The 16,542-nt window shown below is 46.4% G+C and carries 20 protein-coding genes; 19 read left to right on the forward strand and 1 reads right to left on the reverse strand.

Features of this window, described 5'->3' with window-relative positions; genetic code table 11:
* Positions 1–2 precede the first annotated feature (2 nt).
* The 13 genes from ICN42_RS02940 (at position 3) to hisD (ending at position 10,554) form a co-directional block, all read left to right on the forward strand.
* Positions 3–1,466: a glutamate synthase subunit beta gene (locus ICN42_RS02940; RefSeq protein WP_216250589.1), complete on the forward strand. Its 1,464-nt coding sequence runs from the start codon at positions 3–5 to the stop codon at positions 1,464–1,466.
* A gap of 10 nt (positions 1,467–1,476) precedes the next feature.
* Positions 1,477–2,343: an ABC transporter ATP-binding protein gene (locus ICN42_RS02945; RefSeq protein WP_216862425.1), complete on the forward strand. Its 867-nt coding sequence runs from the start codon at positions 1,477–1,479 to the stop codon at positions 2,341–2,343.
* Positions 2,340–3,137 (forward strand): lipid asymmetry maintenance ABC transporter permease subunit MlaE, encoded by a 798-nt coding sequence (mlaE, locus tag ICN42_RS02950; RefSeq protein ID WP_216250592.1) that lies wholly within the window; start codon positions 2,340–2,342, stop codon positions 3,135–3,137. Before ICN42_RS02945 ends, mlaE begins: the two co-directional genes overlap by 4 nt.
* A gap of 21 nt (positions 3,138–3,158) precedes the next feature.
* Positions 3,159–3,641, forward strand: coding sequence for an outer membrane lipid asymmetry maintenance protein MlaD (gene mlaD / locus ICN42_RS02955; protein WP_216250597.1), 483 nt, complete (start codon positions 3,159–3,161; stop codon positions 3,639–3,641).
* Entirely contained in the window at positions 3,641–4,387 is a 747-nt protein-coding gene (locus ICN42_RS02960; RefSeq protein WP_216250601.1) for a VacJ family lipoprotein, read from the forward strand. The genes mlaD and ICN42_RS02960 overlap by 1 nt, the downstream gene beginning before the upstream one ends.
* A gap of 73 nt (positions 4,388–4,460) precedes the next feature.
* Complete coding sequence (locus ICN42_RS02965) at positions 4,461–5,108, forward strand: phospholipid-binding protein MlaC (protein ID WP_216250606.1); 648 nt, start codon at positions 4,461–4,463, stop codon at positions 5,106–5,108.
* A gap of 40 nt (positions 5,109–5,148) precedes the next feature.
* Positions 5,149–5,409, forward strand: coding sequence for a lipid asymmetry maintenance protein MlaB (locus ICN42_RS02970; RefSeq protein ID WP_216250608.1), 261 nt, complete (start codon positions 5,149–5,151; stop codon positions 5,407–5,409).
* Position 5,410: 1 nt separating this feature from the next.
* A complete protein-coding gene (locus tag ICN42_RS02975) occupies positions 5,411–6,163 on the forward strand; it encodes an ABC transporter ATP-binding protein (protein WP_216250612.1) in 753 nt (250 codons plus the stop codon).
* Positions 6,160–6,948: an ABC transporter permease gene (locus ICN42_RS02980; protein ID WP_216250615.1), complete on the forward strand. Its 789-nt coding sequence runs from the start codon at positions 6,160–6,162 to the stop codon at positions 6,946–6,948. The genes ICN42_RS02975 and ICN42_RS02980 overlap by 4 nt, the downstream gene beginning before the upstream one ends.
* Before the next feature lie 68 nt (positions 6,949–7,016).
* Positions 7,017–7,265 carry a BolA family protein gene (locus ICN42_RS02985; RefSeq protein ID WP_216250618.1) on the forward strand — a complete coding sequence of 83 codons (249 nt, stop codon included), beginning with the start codon at positions 7,017–7,019 and terminating at the stop codon, positions 7,263–7,265.
* 32 nt (positions 7,266–7,297) lie between these two features.
* Positions 7,298–8,572, forward strand: coding sequence for a UDP-N-acetylglucosamine 1-carboxyvinyltransferase (murA, locus tag ICN42_RS02990; RefSeq protein WP_216250636.1), 1,275 nt, complete (start codon positions 7,298–7,300; stop codon positions 8,570–8,572).
* A 20-nt stretch (positions 8,573–8,592) separates the two neighbouring features.
* Entirely contained in the window at positions 8,593–9,219 is a 627-nt protein-coding gene (hisG, locus tag ICN42_RS02995) for an ATP phosphoribosyltransferase (protein WP_088526716.1), read from the forward strand.
* Between the two features lie 12 nt (positions 9,220–9,231).
* Positions 9,232–10,554: a histidinol dehydrogenase gene (gene hisD / locus ICN42_RS03000; RefSeq protein ID WP_216250637.1), complete on the forward strand. Its 1,323-nt coding sequence runs from the start codon at positions 9,232–9,234 to the stop codon at positions 10,552–10,554.
* Between the two features lie 39 nt (positions 10,555–10,593).
* Here the strand turns inward: hisD and hisC are convergent, their stop codons facing one another.
* Positions 10,594–11,667, reverse strand: coding sequence for a histidinol-phosphate transaminase (hisC, locus tag ICN42_RS03005; protein ID WP_216250640.1), 1,074 nt, complete (start codon positions 11,665–11,667; stop codon positions 10,594–10,596).
* Between the two features lie 164 nt (positions 11,668–11,831).
* Between hisC and ICN42_RS03010 the strand changes: the two genes are divergently transcribed.
* From ICN42_RS03010 to hisI, 6 genes are all read left to right on the forward strand, one after another.
* The gene (locus ICN42_RS03010) at positions 11,832–13,157 is read left to right on the forward strand and encodes an RNA-guided endonuclease TnpB family protein (RefSeq protein ID WP_216250643.1); all 1,326 of its coding nucleotides are present in this window, start codon (positions 11,832–11,834) and stop codon (positions 13,155–13,157) included.
* Positions 13,158–13,195: 38 nt separating this feature from the next.
* Positions 13,196–13,783 (forward strand): imidazoleglycerol-phosphate dehydratase HisB, encoded by a 588-nt coding sequence (gene hisB, locus ICN42_RS03015; RefSeq protein WP_216250646.1) that lies wholly within the window; start codon positions 13,196–13,198, stop codon positions 13,781–13,783.
* A 62-nt stretch (positions 13,784–13,845) separates the two neighbouring features.
* Positions 13,846–14,508 carry an imidazole glycerol phosphate synthase subunit HisH gene (gene hisH, locus ICN42_RS03020; protein ID WP_216250648.1) on the forward strand — a complete coding sequence of 221 codons (663 nt, stop codon included), beginning with the start codon at positions 13,846–13,848 and terminating at the stop codon, positions 14,506–14,508.
* A gap of 20 nt (positions 14,509–14,528) precedes the next feature.
* Positions 14,529–15,290 carry a 1-(5-phosphoribosyl)-5-[(5-phosphoribosylamino)methylideneamino]imidazole-4-carboxamide isomerase gene (gene hisA, locus ICN42_RS03025; protein WP_216250651.1) on the forward strand — a complete coding sequence of 254 codons (762 nt, stop codon included), beginning with the start codon at positions 14,529–14,531 and terminating at the stop codon, positions 15,288–15,290.
* An 11-nt stretch (positions 15,291–15,301) separates the two neighbouring features.
* Entirely contained in the window at positions 15,302–16,060 is a 759-nt protein-coding gene (hisF, locus tag ICN42_RS03030; RefSeq protein WP_216250655.1) for an imidazole glycerol phosphate synthase subunit HisF, read from the forward strand.
* Between the two features lie 39 nt (positions 16,061–16,099).
* Positions 16,100–16,504, forward strand: a complete 405-nt coding sequence (hisI, locus tag ICN42_RS03035) for a phosphoribosyl-AMP cyclohydrolase (RefSeq protein WP_216250658.1) — start codon at positions 16,100–16,102, stop codon at positions 16,502–16,504.
* The last annotated feature ends 38 nt before the right edge of the window (positions 16,505–16,542 follow it).

Consider the following 16,542-nt stretch of genomic DNA (forward strand, 5'->3'; position numbering starts at 1 on the left):
ATATGGGTAAGGTCACTGGATTTATGGAATTTGAGCGCGTAGATGAAACCTACGAAGCTCCTGTTAAACGCCTCCATCATTACAAAGAATTTGTCGCGGCATTAACGGATGATGAAGCTAAAGTACAAGGCGCACGTTGCATGGATTGTGGTATTCCGTTTTGCAACAACGGCTGTCCTGTAAACAACATCATCCCCGACTTCAATGATTTGGTATTTCATGATGATTGGAAGAATGCATTAGATGTTTTGCAGTCAACCAATAACTTCCCTGAGTTCACTGGTCGTATTTGCCCTGCGCCTTGTGAGGCTGCCTGTACCCTAGGAATCAATAGCGAAGCTGTTGGCATTAAGTCTATCGAGCACGCGATTATTGATAAGGGTTGGGAAAATGGTTGGGTTACGCCACAACCATCTAAAACTAAGACAGGTAAAAAAGTGGCCGTTGTTGGCGGTGGCCCTGCTGGTATGGCGACTGCGCAGCAATTGGCGCGCGTTGGTCATGACGTTACAGTCTTTGAAAAGAATGATCGTGTTGGCGGATTGTTGCGCTACGGCATTCCTGATTTCAAGATGGAAAAGTGGTTGATCGACCGTCGTGTTGAACAGATGCAGGCTGAAGGTGTGAAGTTTGAGACTGGCGTATTTGTTGGTAAAGAGGCGATTGGCGCTGAAGTTAAAAACTACTCCACAAAAACCGTTTCTCCAGATCAGTTGATGAAAGATTTTGACGCTGTAGTGATTAGCGGTGGATCTGAGCAGCCGCGTGATTTGCCAGTTCCTGGTCGCGAGTTGAAAGGCGTTCACTATGCCTTGGAATTCTTGATTCCACAGAACAAAGAAAATGCAGGCGATTTCAAAAATGAAATTTCTGCAGCTGGTAAGCATGTTGTCGTGATTGGTGGTGGTGATACTGGATCTGATTGCGTAGGCACCTCCAATCGTCACGGCGCTGCCAAGGTCACTCAGTTTGAATTGCTGCCACAGCCACCAGAAGTAGAAAATAAGCCTTTGGTATGGCCTTATTGGCCAACGAAGTTGCGTACATCCTCTTCGCACGAAGAAGGTTGCGAGCGAGATTGGTCGGTGGCAACTAAGCGTTTTGAAGGTAAAGACGGCAAATTGGAGAAGTTGATCTGCGTGCGTCTGGAGTGGAAAGACGGCAAGATGGTAGAAATGCCAAATTCTGAATTTGAGATTAAGGCCGACTTAGTGTTCTTGGCAATGGGTTTTGTGTCACCTGCAGCTCAGGTTCTCAATGCCTTTGGTGTTGAAAAAGATGCTCGTGGTAACGCAAAAGCGACTGTTGATGGTCAAAATGCTTACCAAACCAACGTTCCTAAGGTATTTGCTGCTGGCGATATGCGTCGCGGTCAATCTTTGGTAGTTTGGGCGATTCGTGAGGGTCGACAAGCTGCTCAGGCAGTAGATGAGTATTTAATGGGGTCTTCCGTTCTTCCCCGATAATATCGAGGATATGAACAGTAGCAACTCCAACTCGGTGGAAGTAAAGCAAAAAACCTCTAGCGGTGGCCATGGCAAAGTTGTAGTTGAAATTAAAGACGTCAACTTTTCCTACGCCCCTGGAGAGCGGCAAATTTTATCGGGACTCAATATGGAGTTCCGTCGCGGACAGGTGGTTGCCGTCATGGGCGGCTCTGGTTGTGGCAAAACCACCATTCTGAGACTCATTGGCGGTCAATTCACTGCGCAGTCTGGCCAAGTTTTATTTGAAGGGCATGACATTGGCAAAATGAGTGGTGCTGATTTAATGGCAGCCCGTCGTCGCATGGGAATGCTTTTTCAATTTGGCGCACTCTTTACAGATCTGAGTGTTTTTGAAAACGTCGCCTTTCCTTTGCGTGAGCACACCAATTTAAGCGAAGAACTATTGCGCTCTTTGGTATTGATGAAACTCAATGCAGTTGGCTTGCGCGGCGCGCGTGATTTGATGCCTTCGCAGATTTCTGGTGGTATGGCACGACGTGTTGCTTTGGCAAGAGCGATAGCGCTTGACCCACCCTTGATCATGTATGACGAGCCCTTCGCTGGCTTGGATCCGATTTCATTAGGAATTACCGCGCGCTTGATTCGGGATTTGAATCAAGCCTTGGGCGCAACCAGCCTATTGGTTACGCATGATGTTGAAGAAACTTTTGAAATTGCAGATTATGTTTATTTCATTGCCAATGGTCGTATTGGCGCAGAAGGTACGCCAGCAGAGTTGAGTCGTTCAACCGATCCTTTTGTGCGCCAGTTTTTAGATGCTTCACCTGATGGACCGGTACCGTTTCATTATCCTGGCCAAAGCCTTGCAGAAGATTTTGGGGTGATGTTGAAATGAGTATGCTTCATCATGTTTTAGATCTTCTCGGCGACCTCGGATTTTTTATTCGTCGTAACTTAACCAGCCTTGGGCTTGCTGCGCGAATGTTTGCCGCAGTCATTTGGCGCTCCGGTTTCTTATTAAAAAGACCCCGCTTAGTTTCTGATCAAATTCTGTTTGTGGGTAACCACTCGTTTGTGATCATTGCGGTATCTGGCTTATTCGTTGGCTTTGTTCTGGGTTTGCAGGGTTACTACACCCTGAACCGCTATGGCTCAGAGCAGGCCCTGGGTTTGTTGGTTGCCCTTTCGCTCACACGTGAATTGGGTCCTGTGATTACGGCTTTATTGTTTGCAGGCCGCGCAGGGACATCGCTTACCGCAGAGATTGGTCTGATGAAAGCCGGAGAGCAGTTAAGCGCTATGGAAATGATGGCGGTTGATCCATTGAGTCGAGTAATTGCTCCACGCCTGTGGGCCGGCATTATTGCGATGCCGATTTTGGCAACGATTTTTACCGCAGTTGGTGTGATGGGCGGCTACTTCGTTGGGGTTCCTCTCATTGGGGTAGACTCTGGCGCTTTCTGGTCACAGATGCAGGGTGGGGTTGATCTGTTCTCCGATATTGGTAATGGCCTGATTAAAAGTCTAGTGTTTGGTGTTGCAGTGACTTTTATAGCGCTTTATCAAGGTTATGAAGCAAAGCCTACGCCAGAGGGTGTATCGCAAGCAACCACCAGAACTGTGGTGATCTCTTCTTTATCGGTTTTAGCATTAGATTTCTTGCTGACCGCGATGATGTTCTCGAATTAGAAAGAATAAACTGGGACTCTTATGAGAAAAAGTGCAATTGATGTTTGGGTCGGAATCTTTGTTGCCATTGGTTTGCTAGCTGCTTTGTTTCTAGCATTGAAGGTCGGCAATATGAATGCTGTTTCCTTTGCGCCCACTTACAAAATTTCTGCGCGTTTTGACAATATTGGTGGATTAAAGCCACGTGCACCAGTGAAAAGTGCTGGCGTTGTTGTTGGTCGTATTGCCAATATCTCTTTTGATGACAAGACTTACCAAGCCACTGTCACCATGACGATTGAAGATGCCTATAAGTTTCCTAAAGACTCTTCTGCAAAGATTTTGACTTCTGGTTTACTAGGTGAGCAATATATTGGTCTTGAGGCCGGTGGCTCCGATGATATGTTGGCTGCTGGAGATAAGATTACTCAGACTCAGTCCGCAGTAGTTCTGGAAAATCTGATAAGCCAGTTCTTGTACAACAAGGCTGCCGACAGCGGTAAAGATAAAGGCGCTGAAAAGTGATGCAGTGGCTTCTCAAGCTGAAGCGTTTTGTATTACTTGGCCTAGTAAGCACTATGGTGGGCTGCGCATCCATCCCTGCAGGGGTTGAGCCTTCCCCCCATGACCCTTGGGAGCCATTTAATCGCTCTGTTTTTGAATTTAATGAAGGCTTAGATGCCTATTTGCTTAAGCCCGTAGTGGCTGGTTACCGTTTTGTCCTGCCAGAGTTTGTGCGTGATGGCATCTATAACTTCTTTAGTAATTACAACGATATTTACACCGCCCTACAGAACTTATTGCAAGGGAAGCCAGATTACGCCTTTAATGACTTGATGCGTGTTGTAGTTAATACCACTTTTGGTTTGGGCGGCTTGATTGATATGGCAACCCCAGGTGGACTAGAGAAGCACAAGGAAGATTGGGGTCAAACCTTTGGCGTTTGGGGTATTCCTTCTGGCCCATATGTCGTATTGCCATTTTTTGGACCAAGTAATGTACGCGATACCTTTGGTACGGTAGCGGATTTAGAGTCTGACTATCTATTTAGCTATGTCAAAGATATTGGCCTCCGGAATAGCATTACTGGCTTGCGCGTGGTCAATGCACGAAATACCTACTACGAGGCTGGTGATTTGCTAGATGGCGCAGCAATCGACAAATATAGCTTTATGCGGGATGCTTATATTCAGAGACGTGCGTACCAAATCAATGAGGGGCGCGAAGATGAAGAGCCTCTGATGCCAGTTTACGAAAACCCCTACGAATAAAGTCAGCCCAGCCTAACTTGATTTTCTTAAAGGGCTAAAATGAGTTGCAATGACCAGCATTAATCGAGGAAACATGAAAAGCTATAAAACCATTCAAAAATACTGTGCAGTATTGCTAGCGAGCTTGTTTTTGTTTGCTGGGAGCGTTTTTGCTCAAGCAGTTGATCAGTCCTCGCCAGATGCTTTGATTAAGACTGTGGTTTCTGATGTGATGGCTTCTGTGAAGTCTGATCCTGAAATTCAAAAAGGGAATATTCCACGCATTGTGGATTTAGTGGAAAAGAAAATTGTTCCCTACACCGATATGCGCCGTACTACTGAAATGGCTATGGGCCCTAACTGGAAAAAAGCTACTCCAGAACAACAGACTCAGTTAATTGGCGAGTTCAAGAATTTACTGATTCGCACTTACTCTGGTGCCCTAAGCCAATTGCGCGATCAAACAATTCAATTTAAGCCTTTGCGCGCAGCCCCGGATGATAAAGAGGTGGTAGTAAAGACTGTGGTGATTGGCCGTGGCGATCCTGTGCCGCTCGACTACCGCTTGGAAAAAACAGCCAACGGCTGGAAGGTCTATGACATGAACATTATGGGCGTCTGGTTGGTTGAGGCCTATCGTAATCAGTTTGCGAACCAAATTAGTCAGAACGGTATTGAGGGCCTTGTGAAGTTCTTGCAAGATCGCAATAAGCAACTTGCTGCTGCGAAGCCGGCAAACTAAAGATCAAATTAAGACAAGATCTAGCGAAGATAAATACCAGATGCCATTTTTATTACCTGTCTCAGTAACGCAAAAGAATGTATTGCAATTACAAAAAGACGGCTTACTCAACTTGGCTGCATTAAGAACAGTGGATTGCAGCAATCTGAAAGATTTTGATTCCACGGTACTCACGGTTTTATTGGCATGGCAAAAAAAATTACAAGCCGATGGCCAGCAGATTTCCGTGCAACATGCACCTGAAAAATTAACGGTATTAGCTGGCGTATATGGTGTTGCCGAGCTGCTGGGTTTGTCATAGAATGCACGCAGCAATATCGATTAAAAACGTCTCAAAAAATTACGGCGCACTACAGGCGTTAGATGATGTCTCATTGTCTATCGAGCCAGGCGAGTTCTTTGGCTTGCTCGGCCCCAATGGTGCGGGCAAGACAACACTGATCTCCATTCTGGCTGGCCTAGTGACAGCGGATAGCGGCCATGCTGCAATTATGGGCGCTGATGTTCAAAGTCAATTTCGTGATGCTCGCCGGATGTTGGGAGTAGTGCCACAGGAGTTGGTATTCGATCCCTTCTTTACGGTTAGAGAGACTCTGCAATTTCAGTCGGGTTATTTCGGGATTCGTCATAACGACTCCTGGATTGAGGAGATCATGGCGAACTTGGATCTGACTGGTAAGGCCGACAGTAATATGCGCTCTTTATCTGGTGGTATGAAGCGCCGAGTATTGGTGGCGCAGGCTTTAGTGCATAGGCCGCCAGTCATTATTTTGGATGAGCCGACTGCTGGAGTTGATGTGGAGTTGCGTCAATCCCTTTGGCAATTTATCAGTCGCTTAAATCAAGATGGGCACACGATTGTTTTAACAACCCATTACCTTGAAGAGGCTGAGGCACTTTGCCAGCGTATCGCCATGCTCAAGCAAGGAAAAATTGTTGCCTTAGACACTACCGCGAATTTATTGAGTCAATATGGCTCAGTTAAAAAAGATGGTGAAGGGAAGACCGATCTTGAAGATGTTTTTGTCAACATCATGTCGGGAGGTGCTCGATGAAATCTACTTTGAATAAGCTACCTATCTCTTACGGCAGTGGATTTCCAACGCTGTTACGAAAAGAAGTTAAGCGTTTCTATAAAGTGGCATTTCAGACTGTTGCTGCGCCAGTGCTTACCGCAGTTTTGTATTTAATGATTTTTGGGCACGTGCTTGAAGGCAAAGAAGTGTACGGTCGTCTGAATTACACGGCTTTTCTGATCCCTGGCTTGGTCATGATGAGCGTATTACAGAACGCGTTTGCCAATACATCCTCATCGCTCATTCAATCTAAAGTGACTGGCAACTTAGTCTTTGTTTTGCTTGCCCCCTTTAGTCATTTGGAGTTTTATGCGGCGTATGTTTTGGCTGCGGTATTTCGTGGGATAGTCGTCGGCTCAGGCGTATTGCTGATTACGGCGTGGTTCTCCATGCCATCCTTTGAATATCCCTTATGGATCATGGCATTTGCGCTCTTGGGCGCTGCAATTTTAGGAAGCATGGGTTTAATTGCTGGTATCTGGGCAGATAAATACGATCAATTAGCGGCGTTCCAAAACTTCATCATCATGCCTGCGACTATGTTGTCAGGTGTCTTTTATTCCATTCACTCCTTACCTGCGGCATGGCAAGTGGTGTCTCACTTCAATCCATTCTTCTACATGATCGATGGTTTCCGTTACGGTTTCTTTGGGGTGTCAGATATTTCCCCTTGGGATAGTTTGGTAATTGTTACTTGTTTCTTTATTGTGGTCTCAGCGGTCGCTTTGAGATTGCTACAAAAAGGCTACAAGCTGAGGAACTAATCGCAGTTGAATGTGCCTCAAAAATACGTATTAAAAATTGTTAAGAAATTAGAAATCAGGAGATTGTGATGTTGCCAACCCCAGAACAAATTGAAGGCTATATTCAGCAGGGCCTCGCTTGTACTCATGTCAAAGTAGAGGGTGATGGACAGCACTTCTTCGCGACAATTGTGAGTCCAGAATTTGAAGGTAAGCGCTTGATTCAGCGTCATCAGTTGGTATATGGCGCAATGGGCGATCGCATGAAAGCGGAAGTGCACGCCTTATCAATCAAAGCATTTACTCCTGAAGAGTTTGCGCAAAATACCGCAACTTAAATACTGCATTAGATTTTTACTGGAATAGATTCATGGATAAATTACGAATGGTTGGCGGCACCCCCCTCAAGGGTGAGGTGGTGATTGCTGGCGCTAAGAATGCAGCGCTCCCAATCTTGTGCGCATGCTTGCTAACTGATCAGCCTATTACTTTGCGTAATGTTCCAGATTTGCAAGATGTACGCACCATGCTAAAGCTGCTGCAGGAAATTGGCGTAACCGTCACTTTTCCAGATGCGAGCGATCGTAATCACGTAGTGCTTACTGCTGCCAATATTAAGAGTTCTGAAGCTAATTACGAGATGGTTAAAACCATGCGTGCCTCTATTTTGGTTCTGGGCCCATTACTTGCCAGAATGCATAGCGCTAAGGTTTCATTGCCAGGCGGTTGCGCTATTGGCGCACGCCCAGTTGATCAGCACATTAAGGGCTTAAAAGCCATGGGCGCCACTATCAAGATTAAGAGTGGCTACATTCAGGCAGAAACCAAATCCGCTAAAGGTCGCTTGCAGGGCGCATCAATTTTGACCGACATGATCACGGTAACGGGTACAGAAAATCTATTGATGGCTGCGACTCTGGCATCAGGCAAAACCATCTTGGAAAATGCTGCACGCGAGCCCGAAGTGGGGGACTTGGCAGAGCTACTCGTCAAAATGGGTGCAAAAATCACCGGCATCGGTAGCGATCGCTTAGTGATTGAAGGCGTTGAAAAACTGCATAGCGCAGAACATGCTGTGATTGCTGACCGAATTGAGGCTGGCACATTCTTGTGCGCAGTTGCTGCCGCTGGTGGTGAGGTGCTAGTAAAGCATTGTCGTCCGGACACTTTAGATGCCGTTATCGTCAAGCTCAAAGAAGCTGGCTTAGAAATGGAAGTGGGTCCTGATTGGATTAAGGCCTCCATGAAAAGCCGTCCTAAGGCAGTTAGCTTCCGCACTTCTGAATATCCCGCCTTTCCGACAGATATGCAGGCACAACTCATGGCAGTCAATGCGATTGCCGAGGGTAATGCCACGATTACCGAAACTATCTTTGAAAACCGCTTTATGCATGTTCAGGAGATGAACCGTCTCGGGGCAGATATCGCAATTGAAGGCAATACGGCAATTGCGCAGGGTGTTGAGAAGCTATCTGGCGCTATCGTGATGGCTACGGATTTACGCGCATCTGCCAGCTTGGTGATTGCCGGTTTGGCTGCTCAAGGCGAAACCCAAGTAGATCGGATTTATCACTTGGACCGGGGATATGACCGCATGGAGCAAAAGTTGACCCTCTTAGGGGCCAACATTCAGCGGATCAAGTAAGCCTGATGGATAATTAGTCCATGAAGTTAACTCTAGCCCTCTCGAAGGGGCGCATCTTCGAAGAAACCGCTGAGATCTTATCTAAGATCGGCATTCGTCCGCTTGAGGATCCAGAAAAGTCACGTAAGTTAATTATTGAGACCTCCAATCCAGATGTGCGCCTGATTATTGTGCGCGCTTCGGATGTACCTACCTACGTTCAGTTTGGCGGAGCTGATTTTGGGGTCGCTGGGCTTGATGTCTTAATGGAAAACGGCACCGATGGCCTATATGTTCCTTTTGATTTGAATATCGCCAAATGCCGTATGTCCGTTGCCGTCAAAGAAGGTTTTGATTACGCTGCTGCCGTAAAGCAGGGCTCACGGTTAAAAGTCGCAACCAAGTACGTTAATTGCGCACGCGAGCACTTTGCTAATAAAGGCGTTCACATCGATACAATTCATTTGTATGGTTCGATGGAGTTAGCTCCATTGGTTGGCTTAGCTGATGCGATTGTGGATTTGGTATCCACAGGTAACACTTTGCGTGCTAATGGCTTGGTTGAGGTTGAGCCAATCGCTGATATCAGTGCGCGTTTAGTGGTTAATCAAGCTTCGTATAAGCGCAAGCGTACACAGTTACAGCCATTTTTTGAATTGCTGAAGTAAAGAAAAATTCACATGTCAGCAGAAGTCAAAGTCAAACGCCTTAATAGCAAAGACGCAGGGTTTAAAGAAACGCTGCTCTCTAGCCTTTCTTTGCCGATGGCGGACGATGCCGCGATTGATGCTGCGGTAGTCAATATTCTGGCGCAAGTCAAAAGTGAAGGTGATGCCGCTGTACTCTCCTTTACGAAGCAGTTCGATCGCTTAAATGTTGCTAGTGTTTCTGAGTTAGAGATTTCTCGTCAAGAGTTAGAGAAGGCCTATCAAGGCTTATCCGCTGAGCAAAAAAATGCTTTGGATATTGCCGCACAAAGGGTGCGCGCGTATCACGAGAAACAAAAGATTGAGGCTGGTTGCCACTCTTGGGAATATGAAGAGGTTGATGGCACACGCTTAGGTCAAAAAGTTACAGCATTAGATCGCGTGGGAATTTATGTTCCGGGTGGTAAAGCGGCATACCCATCTTCTGTGTTGATGAATGCGATTCCGGCAAAGGTTGCTGGTGTAAAAGAAATCATTATGGTGGTTCCAACTCCTGATGGCGCCCGCAATCCATTGGTGCTGGCCGCAGCCTATCTGTCTGGTGTTGATCGCGTCTTTACGATTGGTGGTGCACAAGCCGTTGGCGCCTTAGCTTATGGAACGCAGACTATTCCGCCAGTCGACAAGATTGTTGGCCCTGGCAATGCTTATGTAGCAGCTGCTAAGCGTAGAGTCTTCGGCACGGTTGGCATCGACATGATTGCCGGCCCATCAGAAATTTTGGTGCTCTGTGATGGCTCTAGTAATCCCGATTGGGTTGCGATGGATTTGTTTTCTCAAGCTGAGCATGATGAGTTGGCGCAATCTATTTTGCTTTGCCCTGATGAGCAATTCATCGAGCGAGTGCAGACCAGCATAAATAAACTATTGCCAGAGATGCCAAGAAAGAAAGTGATTGAAACATCGCTTGCTAATCGTGCCTTATTGATTCAGGTGAGGGATATGGATGAGGCTTGCGAGATTGCGAATGCCATCGCCGCTGAGCACTTAGAAATTTGTGCCGCTGAGCCACGCAAGTGGGCAGAGTCCATTCGTCATGCTGGCGCTATCTTTATGGGTAACTACACTAGCGAATCTCTTGGCGATTATTGCGCCGGCCCCAATCACGTTTTGCCAACAGCACGTACCGCACGCTTCTCATCTCCGCTGGGTGTGTATGACTTCATCAAGCGTTCAAGCATGATTGAAGTTAGTGAAGCAGGCGCTCAAACATTAGGCGCTGTGGCTAGCATCCTTGCTCACGGTGAAGGCTTGACTGCTCATGCCCGCGCTGCTGAGATGCGCCTGAAAAAATAAATCCTGAAATAAATAAAACGATCAATGCAGGAGGCTAGCTTAATTCTTAGCTAGAATTTCTTGTAGAGCGGCAATCAATTCATTTGTTTGCTCATCGGTACCGATGGTGATACGCAAGAATTCCTCAACGCGTGGTGACTTAAAGTGACGCACAATTATTCCGCGATCCCGTAAGGTTTGATAGAGTTTTGCGCCAGCATGTTTTGGGTGACGCGTAAAAATAAAGTTTGCTGATGATGGCAAGGTATCAAAACCAAGTAAAGCCAGTTCATTTACTAAACGCTCACGTGTTTGAATCACCTTTTTTGTCGTCGATTCCAAATGGGCTTGATCTTGTATTGCAGCAATCGCTCCAGCTTGAGATAAGCGGCCCAGTGGGTAGGAGTTAAAGCTGTTCTTGACGCGCTCCAGACCTTCAATCAGTGCTGGGTGACCCACTGCAAATCCAACCCGTAGTCCTGCTAGGGCGCGTGACTTAGACAAAGTGTGAACTACTAATAGATTTTCTGGGCAGGCGTTTCCGCGCAGCAGTGGAATGCAAGACTCGGTCCCGTAATCCACATAAGCCTCATCAATCACGACTACTGAGTCTGTATTTCTGCTGAGTAGGATTTCGATATCCGATCGAGGAATGGCTCGACCAGTTGGGGCATTGGGATTGGGAAAAATGATCCCACCATTAGGGGTTTTGAAATCCCCCGTTTGAATTTCAAAATTGGAACCTAGGGGAACTGTTTGATAGTCAATGCCAAATAGCTTGCAATAGACTGGATAGAAGCTATAGGTGATATCTGGAAACTGGATCGGTTTGGCTTGCTTGAGGAGACCTAAAAATACGTGGGCCAGGACTTCATCGGAGCCATTGCCTAAAAACACTTGTTTTGGGTCTAATCCGTGTAAATCGGCAATCGCCTTTTTAAGAGCCACTCCTTCTGGATCTGGATAGAGTCTTAAATCATCTGTGGCCTGCTCATTGATGGCGGCTAGTGCTTTGGCTGAAGGGCCGTAAGGGCTCTCATTGGTATTGAGCTTAACCAGTCGCTGCATTTGCGGCTGCTCCCCAGGAATATAGGGGGTGAGGGTCTGAACTACGGGGCTCCAAAAGCGGCTCATGAGGGTACTTGGGTAAATAATTTGGTGAGAAAGTTTGGCCATTTAGATGGATCTGTAACCTTTAGCTATTGTGCCGCAACTCTCCATTCTTTATTCAGGCAATGGCACAGAGTTTTTTAAATTTATATTGTTGTCGCATAAATAGTACTGTATATAATTACAGTATGCTAAAGGCTATTAAAATTCGTCTATATCCCAATAAAGAGCAAGAGCAAAAATTAGCTCAAGATTTTGGCAATGCTCGAAAAGTTTGGAACTTGGCCTTGGATTTAAAGCAAAAAGCCTACGCAAATAAAGAATCCTTATCTTGCTACGACATCAAGAAAATGCTCCCTTTTTGGAAAAATGGTGAATATAGCTATCTAAAGCAAACGCATTCCCAAGTCTTGCAAGAAAGCATTTTGCATTTGGACAAAGCTTATAAAAATGCTTTTATCCGTGTCAAGCAAGGTAAGCGCTCGACTACCAAATTCTCTAAAAACATCAATATCTTTGGCTTCCCAGTATTTAAATCTAAATACGATAGCCGCCAAGCCATCAGCTACCCGCAAGGTGTCACGGCTATGAGTCACAAGATTACCTTGCCAAAAATTGGTCAAATTAAAGCCCGGATACACCGTGAGATTGTTGGTAAGATCAAGACAGTCACGATCTCGAGGGAATCAACGGGCAAGTATTACGCCTCCTTATTGGTAGAAGATTTCAAGACAGCGAGCAAGTCACTACAGTCTTTTGATGAATGCAAGGTCATCGGCATTGACTTGGGTGTGAAGGATTGGATTGTTGATAGCAATAGTCAAAAGCTACCAAACCCTCGGCATCTTCAGAAATCACTCAAAAAACTGCATAGAGTACAAAAGGATTTATCGCGCAGGATTGAGGCGGCTAGAGCCAGATGTCTCGCCGATGGTAAACCACTTAAAGAGCAGCGGAATTACTTTGGTACTAACATCGCCAAATATAAAAAGCGCGTCGCTCTAGAGCATGAAAAGGTGCGTCATGCTAGGGGGAATTATCAGCACCAAGTTTCCAAGTTACTCGCCAACGAAAACCAAGTGGTTGTAGCGGAAACATTAAACGTCAAAGGCTTGCTTGCGAACCGAAAACTTTCTAAAGCAATCTCTGATTGCGCTTGGACTGGTTTTTTAAATAAACTCGATTACAAGCTTAGAGCTAAAGGCGGGCAACTGGTTCGGATTTCTACATGGTTCCCATCAACCAAGACTTGTAACTCATGTGGTGTAATTAACGATCACATTACACTAAAGGACCGCATTTGGACCTGTAGTTACTGCAATACCATGCTTGATAGGGATATTAATGCTGCTCTAAATATCAGAGATACAGGTATTTTGCAGTTAAAGGCCGCAGGACTGTCGGTCTACGCCCATGGAGGCCATATAAGACTTGATGCGGTTGATCAAGCTACGGCCTGTGAAGTGGGAAGCCTCCGCGTTTACGCTGAGGAGCAGTCACGAATGATATTATGAGGCTTCAATCAACACTTCGCCTCGCGGCGCACTGAAGCATGCGGCAAGCCGACGTTACCCGAAACACTTCGGAAACCAAAATTCAAATTGCCATCAATTTAGATGGCACAGGTAAAGCTGAGCTAGCCTCAGGCGTACCGTTCCTTGACCATATGTTGGATCAAATTGCCCGTCACGGCATGATCGACCTGAAGGTGGTCGCAAACGGCGATACCCATATCGATGATCATCACACCGTTGAGGATGTGGGCATTACCTTGGGTCAAGCATTTGCCAAGGCAGTTGGCGATAAAGCGGGCATTACTCGCTATGGCCACTCCTACGTTCCTTTGGATGAGACCCTTTCTCGCGTTGTAATCGACTTTTCTGGTCGTCCAGGACTTGAGTTCAATGTTCCATTTACCCGTGCACGCGTGGGTGACTTTGATGTAGATCTCAGTATTGAGTTTTTCCGTGGCTTTGTAAACCACGCTGGAGTGACTTTGCACATCGATAACTTACGTGGCATTAATGCTCATCACCAGATTGAAACCGTGTTTAAGGCCTTTGGTCGTGCGTTACGCATGGCTTTGGAGCTGGATCCACGAGCTGCTGGTGTTGTTCCTTCTACTAAGGGCAGCCTCTAATCTAGAAAATTTCTAGCATTGAGTAGAAGACTGTCAAAAAACCACAGAACATAGGCTAACAATTGGCGCAAACCATTGCGATCGTTGACTACGGAATGGGTAACCTGCGTTCCGTATATCAAGCCTTTCATCATGTGGCGCCGGATGCCAATGTTGTGATTGCGCACACCCCAGAAGAAATCATCTCTGCAGAGCGCGTTGTGCTTCCGGGGCAGGGCGCCATGCCAGATTGCATGAAGCATCTCGAGGAATCAGGCTTATTGGAGGCCTTACTAGATGCCGCCAAAAATAAACCCCTATTAGGTGTTTGTGTAGGCGAACAGATGTTGTTTAACCAAAGTGCTGAAGTGCGGGCAAATTCCAATACAGCCTGGACTCCTTGCCTAGGATTGATTCCGGGTGAAGTTCGTCGTTTTGAGCTGGCCGGTGAATTACAACCAGATGGCTCTGCGTACAAGGTTCCACATATGGGTTGGAACCAGGTGCGCCAGGATCGCCAGCACCCAATATGGGACGGCATTCCCGATTTGACTAGTTTTTATTTTGTGCATAGTTACTATGTTGTGCCGCAGCGCAAGGAAGATATTGCGGGCTCAACCGAATATGGGGATTGGTTTACTTCTGCTGTTGCAAGGGATAATATTTTTGCAACCCAATTTCATCCAGAAAAAAGTGCAGAATACGGATTAAAGCTCTACAAAAATTTTGTTTCTTGGCAACCTTAATACTTTTCTAACCTACCGCTATGCTGCTGATTCCCGCGATTGACTTAAAAGACGGCCACTGTGTTCGACTCGAACAGGGTGACATGGATAAAGCCACTGTGTTTTCTGAGGATCCAGGGGCGATGGCAACGCATTGGATTAGTAAGGGTGCACGTCGCTTGCATCTCGTCGATTTGAATGGCGCATTTGCTGGCAAGCTCAAAAATGAATCTGCAATCAAATCTATTTTGAAGGCAGTTGGTGATGAGATTCCTGTTCAATTGGGTGGTGGTATTCGTGATCTGGAAACTATTGAGCGCTTACTAGATGATGGTATTAGCACTGTCATTATTGGCACAGCTGCAGTGAAGAGTCCTGGCTTTGTGCAAGATGCTTGTACTGCTTTCCCTGGCCACATCATGGTGGGTTTAGATGCGCGTGATGGCAAAGTAGCTACTGACGGCTGGAGCAAGATTACGGGCCATGAAGTAATCGACCTTGCCAAAAAATTTGAAGATTATGGCGTTGAAGCAATTATCTATACCGACATTGGTCGCGATGGCATGATGAAGGGCATCAATATGGATGCCACAATTAAATTAGCGCAAGCGATTCGGATCCCGGTAATCGCTAGTGGTGGTCTATCAAACAATCAAGATATCGAGGCTCTTTGCGAGGCTGAAGCTGAAGGCATCATGGGTGTGATTGCGGGACGCTCAATTTACGCTGGCGATTTAGATCTCACTGCGGCTCAAAAATATGCAGATGAGTTAACACTCAAGTTCGCTAAGAAAATTATCTAGATTGCTGATCAGTGCTAACTAAGAGAATCATTCCCTGTCTTGATGTCACGGCAGGGCGCGTTGTAAAAGGTGTGAACTTTGTGGGCTTGCGTGATGCAGGTGATCCTGTAGAGATTGCCAAGCGTTATGACACCCAAGGTGCGGATGAGCTTACTTTCTTGGACATCACCGCCACTTCTGATGGGCGCGATCTAATATTGCACATCATTGAAGATGTTGCATCCCAAGTATTTATTCCTTTGACGGTTGGTGGAGGTGTACGTGCTGTAGCGGATGTACGCCGCTTACTCAACGCCGGTGCTGATAAGGTGAGCATGAACTCCTCTGCAGTCGCCAATCCAGATTTAGTGTCGGATGCTGCGGCCTATTACGGGTCGCAATGTATTGTTGTGGCGATTGATGCCAAGAAGACTGAGGCGGGTAATTGGGAAGTATTTACCCATGGCGGTAGAACTGCCACTGGTATGGATGTAGTTGCATGGGCTTCTGAGGTTGCCAAACGTGGCGCTGGAGAAATTCTTCTCACCAGCATGAATCGCGATGGTAGCAAAGATGGCTTTGATCTTGAATTAACTGCCGCAGTAAGTGATGCAGTGAGCGTGCCTGTAATTGCTTCTGGTGGTGTGGGTAATTTGCAGCATTTAGTGGATGGCATTACTAAAGGCCATGCTGATGCTGTTCTTGCGGCAAGCATTTTTCATTATGGCGAATACACCGTTGGCCAGGCAAAAGAATATATGGCTAGCCAAGGCATCCCTGTACGTCTTTGAGTATAGGCAGATCAACAGAGAGAGTCATACTAGAGAGCCATGAAAAATACCTTCACTCCAACTGAATCTATAGAAGCAGGTGCATGGCTGGATGCGGTGACTTGGAATGAGCAAGGCCTGGTTCCCGTGATTGCGCAGGAAGTGGGTAGTAAAGATATTCTGATGATGGCCTGGATGAATCGCGATGCCTTATTGGCTACTTTGCGCTTAGGCGAGGCTGTGTATTGGACCCGCTCGAGGCAGAAGCTCTGGCATAAGGGTGAAGAATCTGGCCATACCCAAAAAGTAAAAGAAATCCGCCTTGACTGCGATGGCGATACGATTTTGCTCATGGTTGAGCAAAAAGATGGCATTGCCTGCCATACCGGCGAACATAGCTGTTTCTTTCTGCGGTGGGATTCAGGTAAATCCGCCTGGGTGGATGAGTCTAAGAGTCACAAATAAGGCCGTCTTCGTCTTCCCGGCAATAAAAGACATAAAAT

It is taken from the genome of Polynucleobacter sp. 71A-WALBACH (genome assembly GCF_018882365.1).
Classification (GTDB): Bacteria; Pseudomonadota; Gammaproteobacteria; order Burkholderiales; family Burkholderiaceae; genus Polynucleobacter.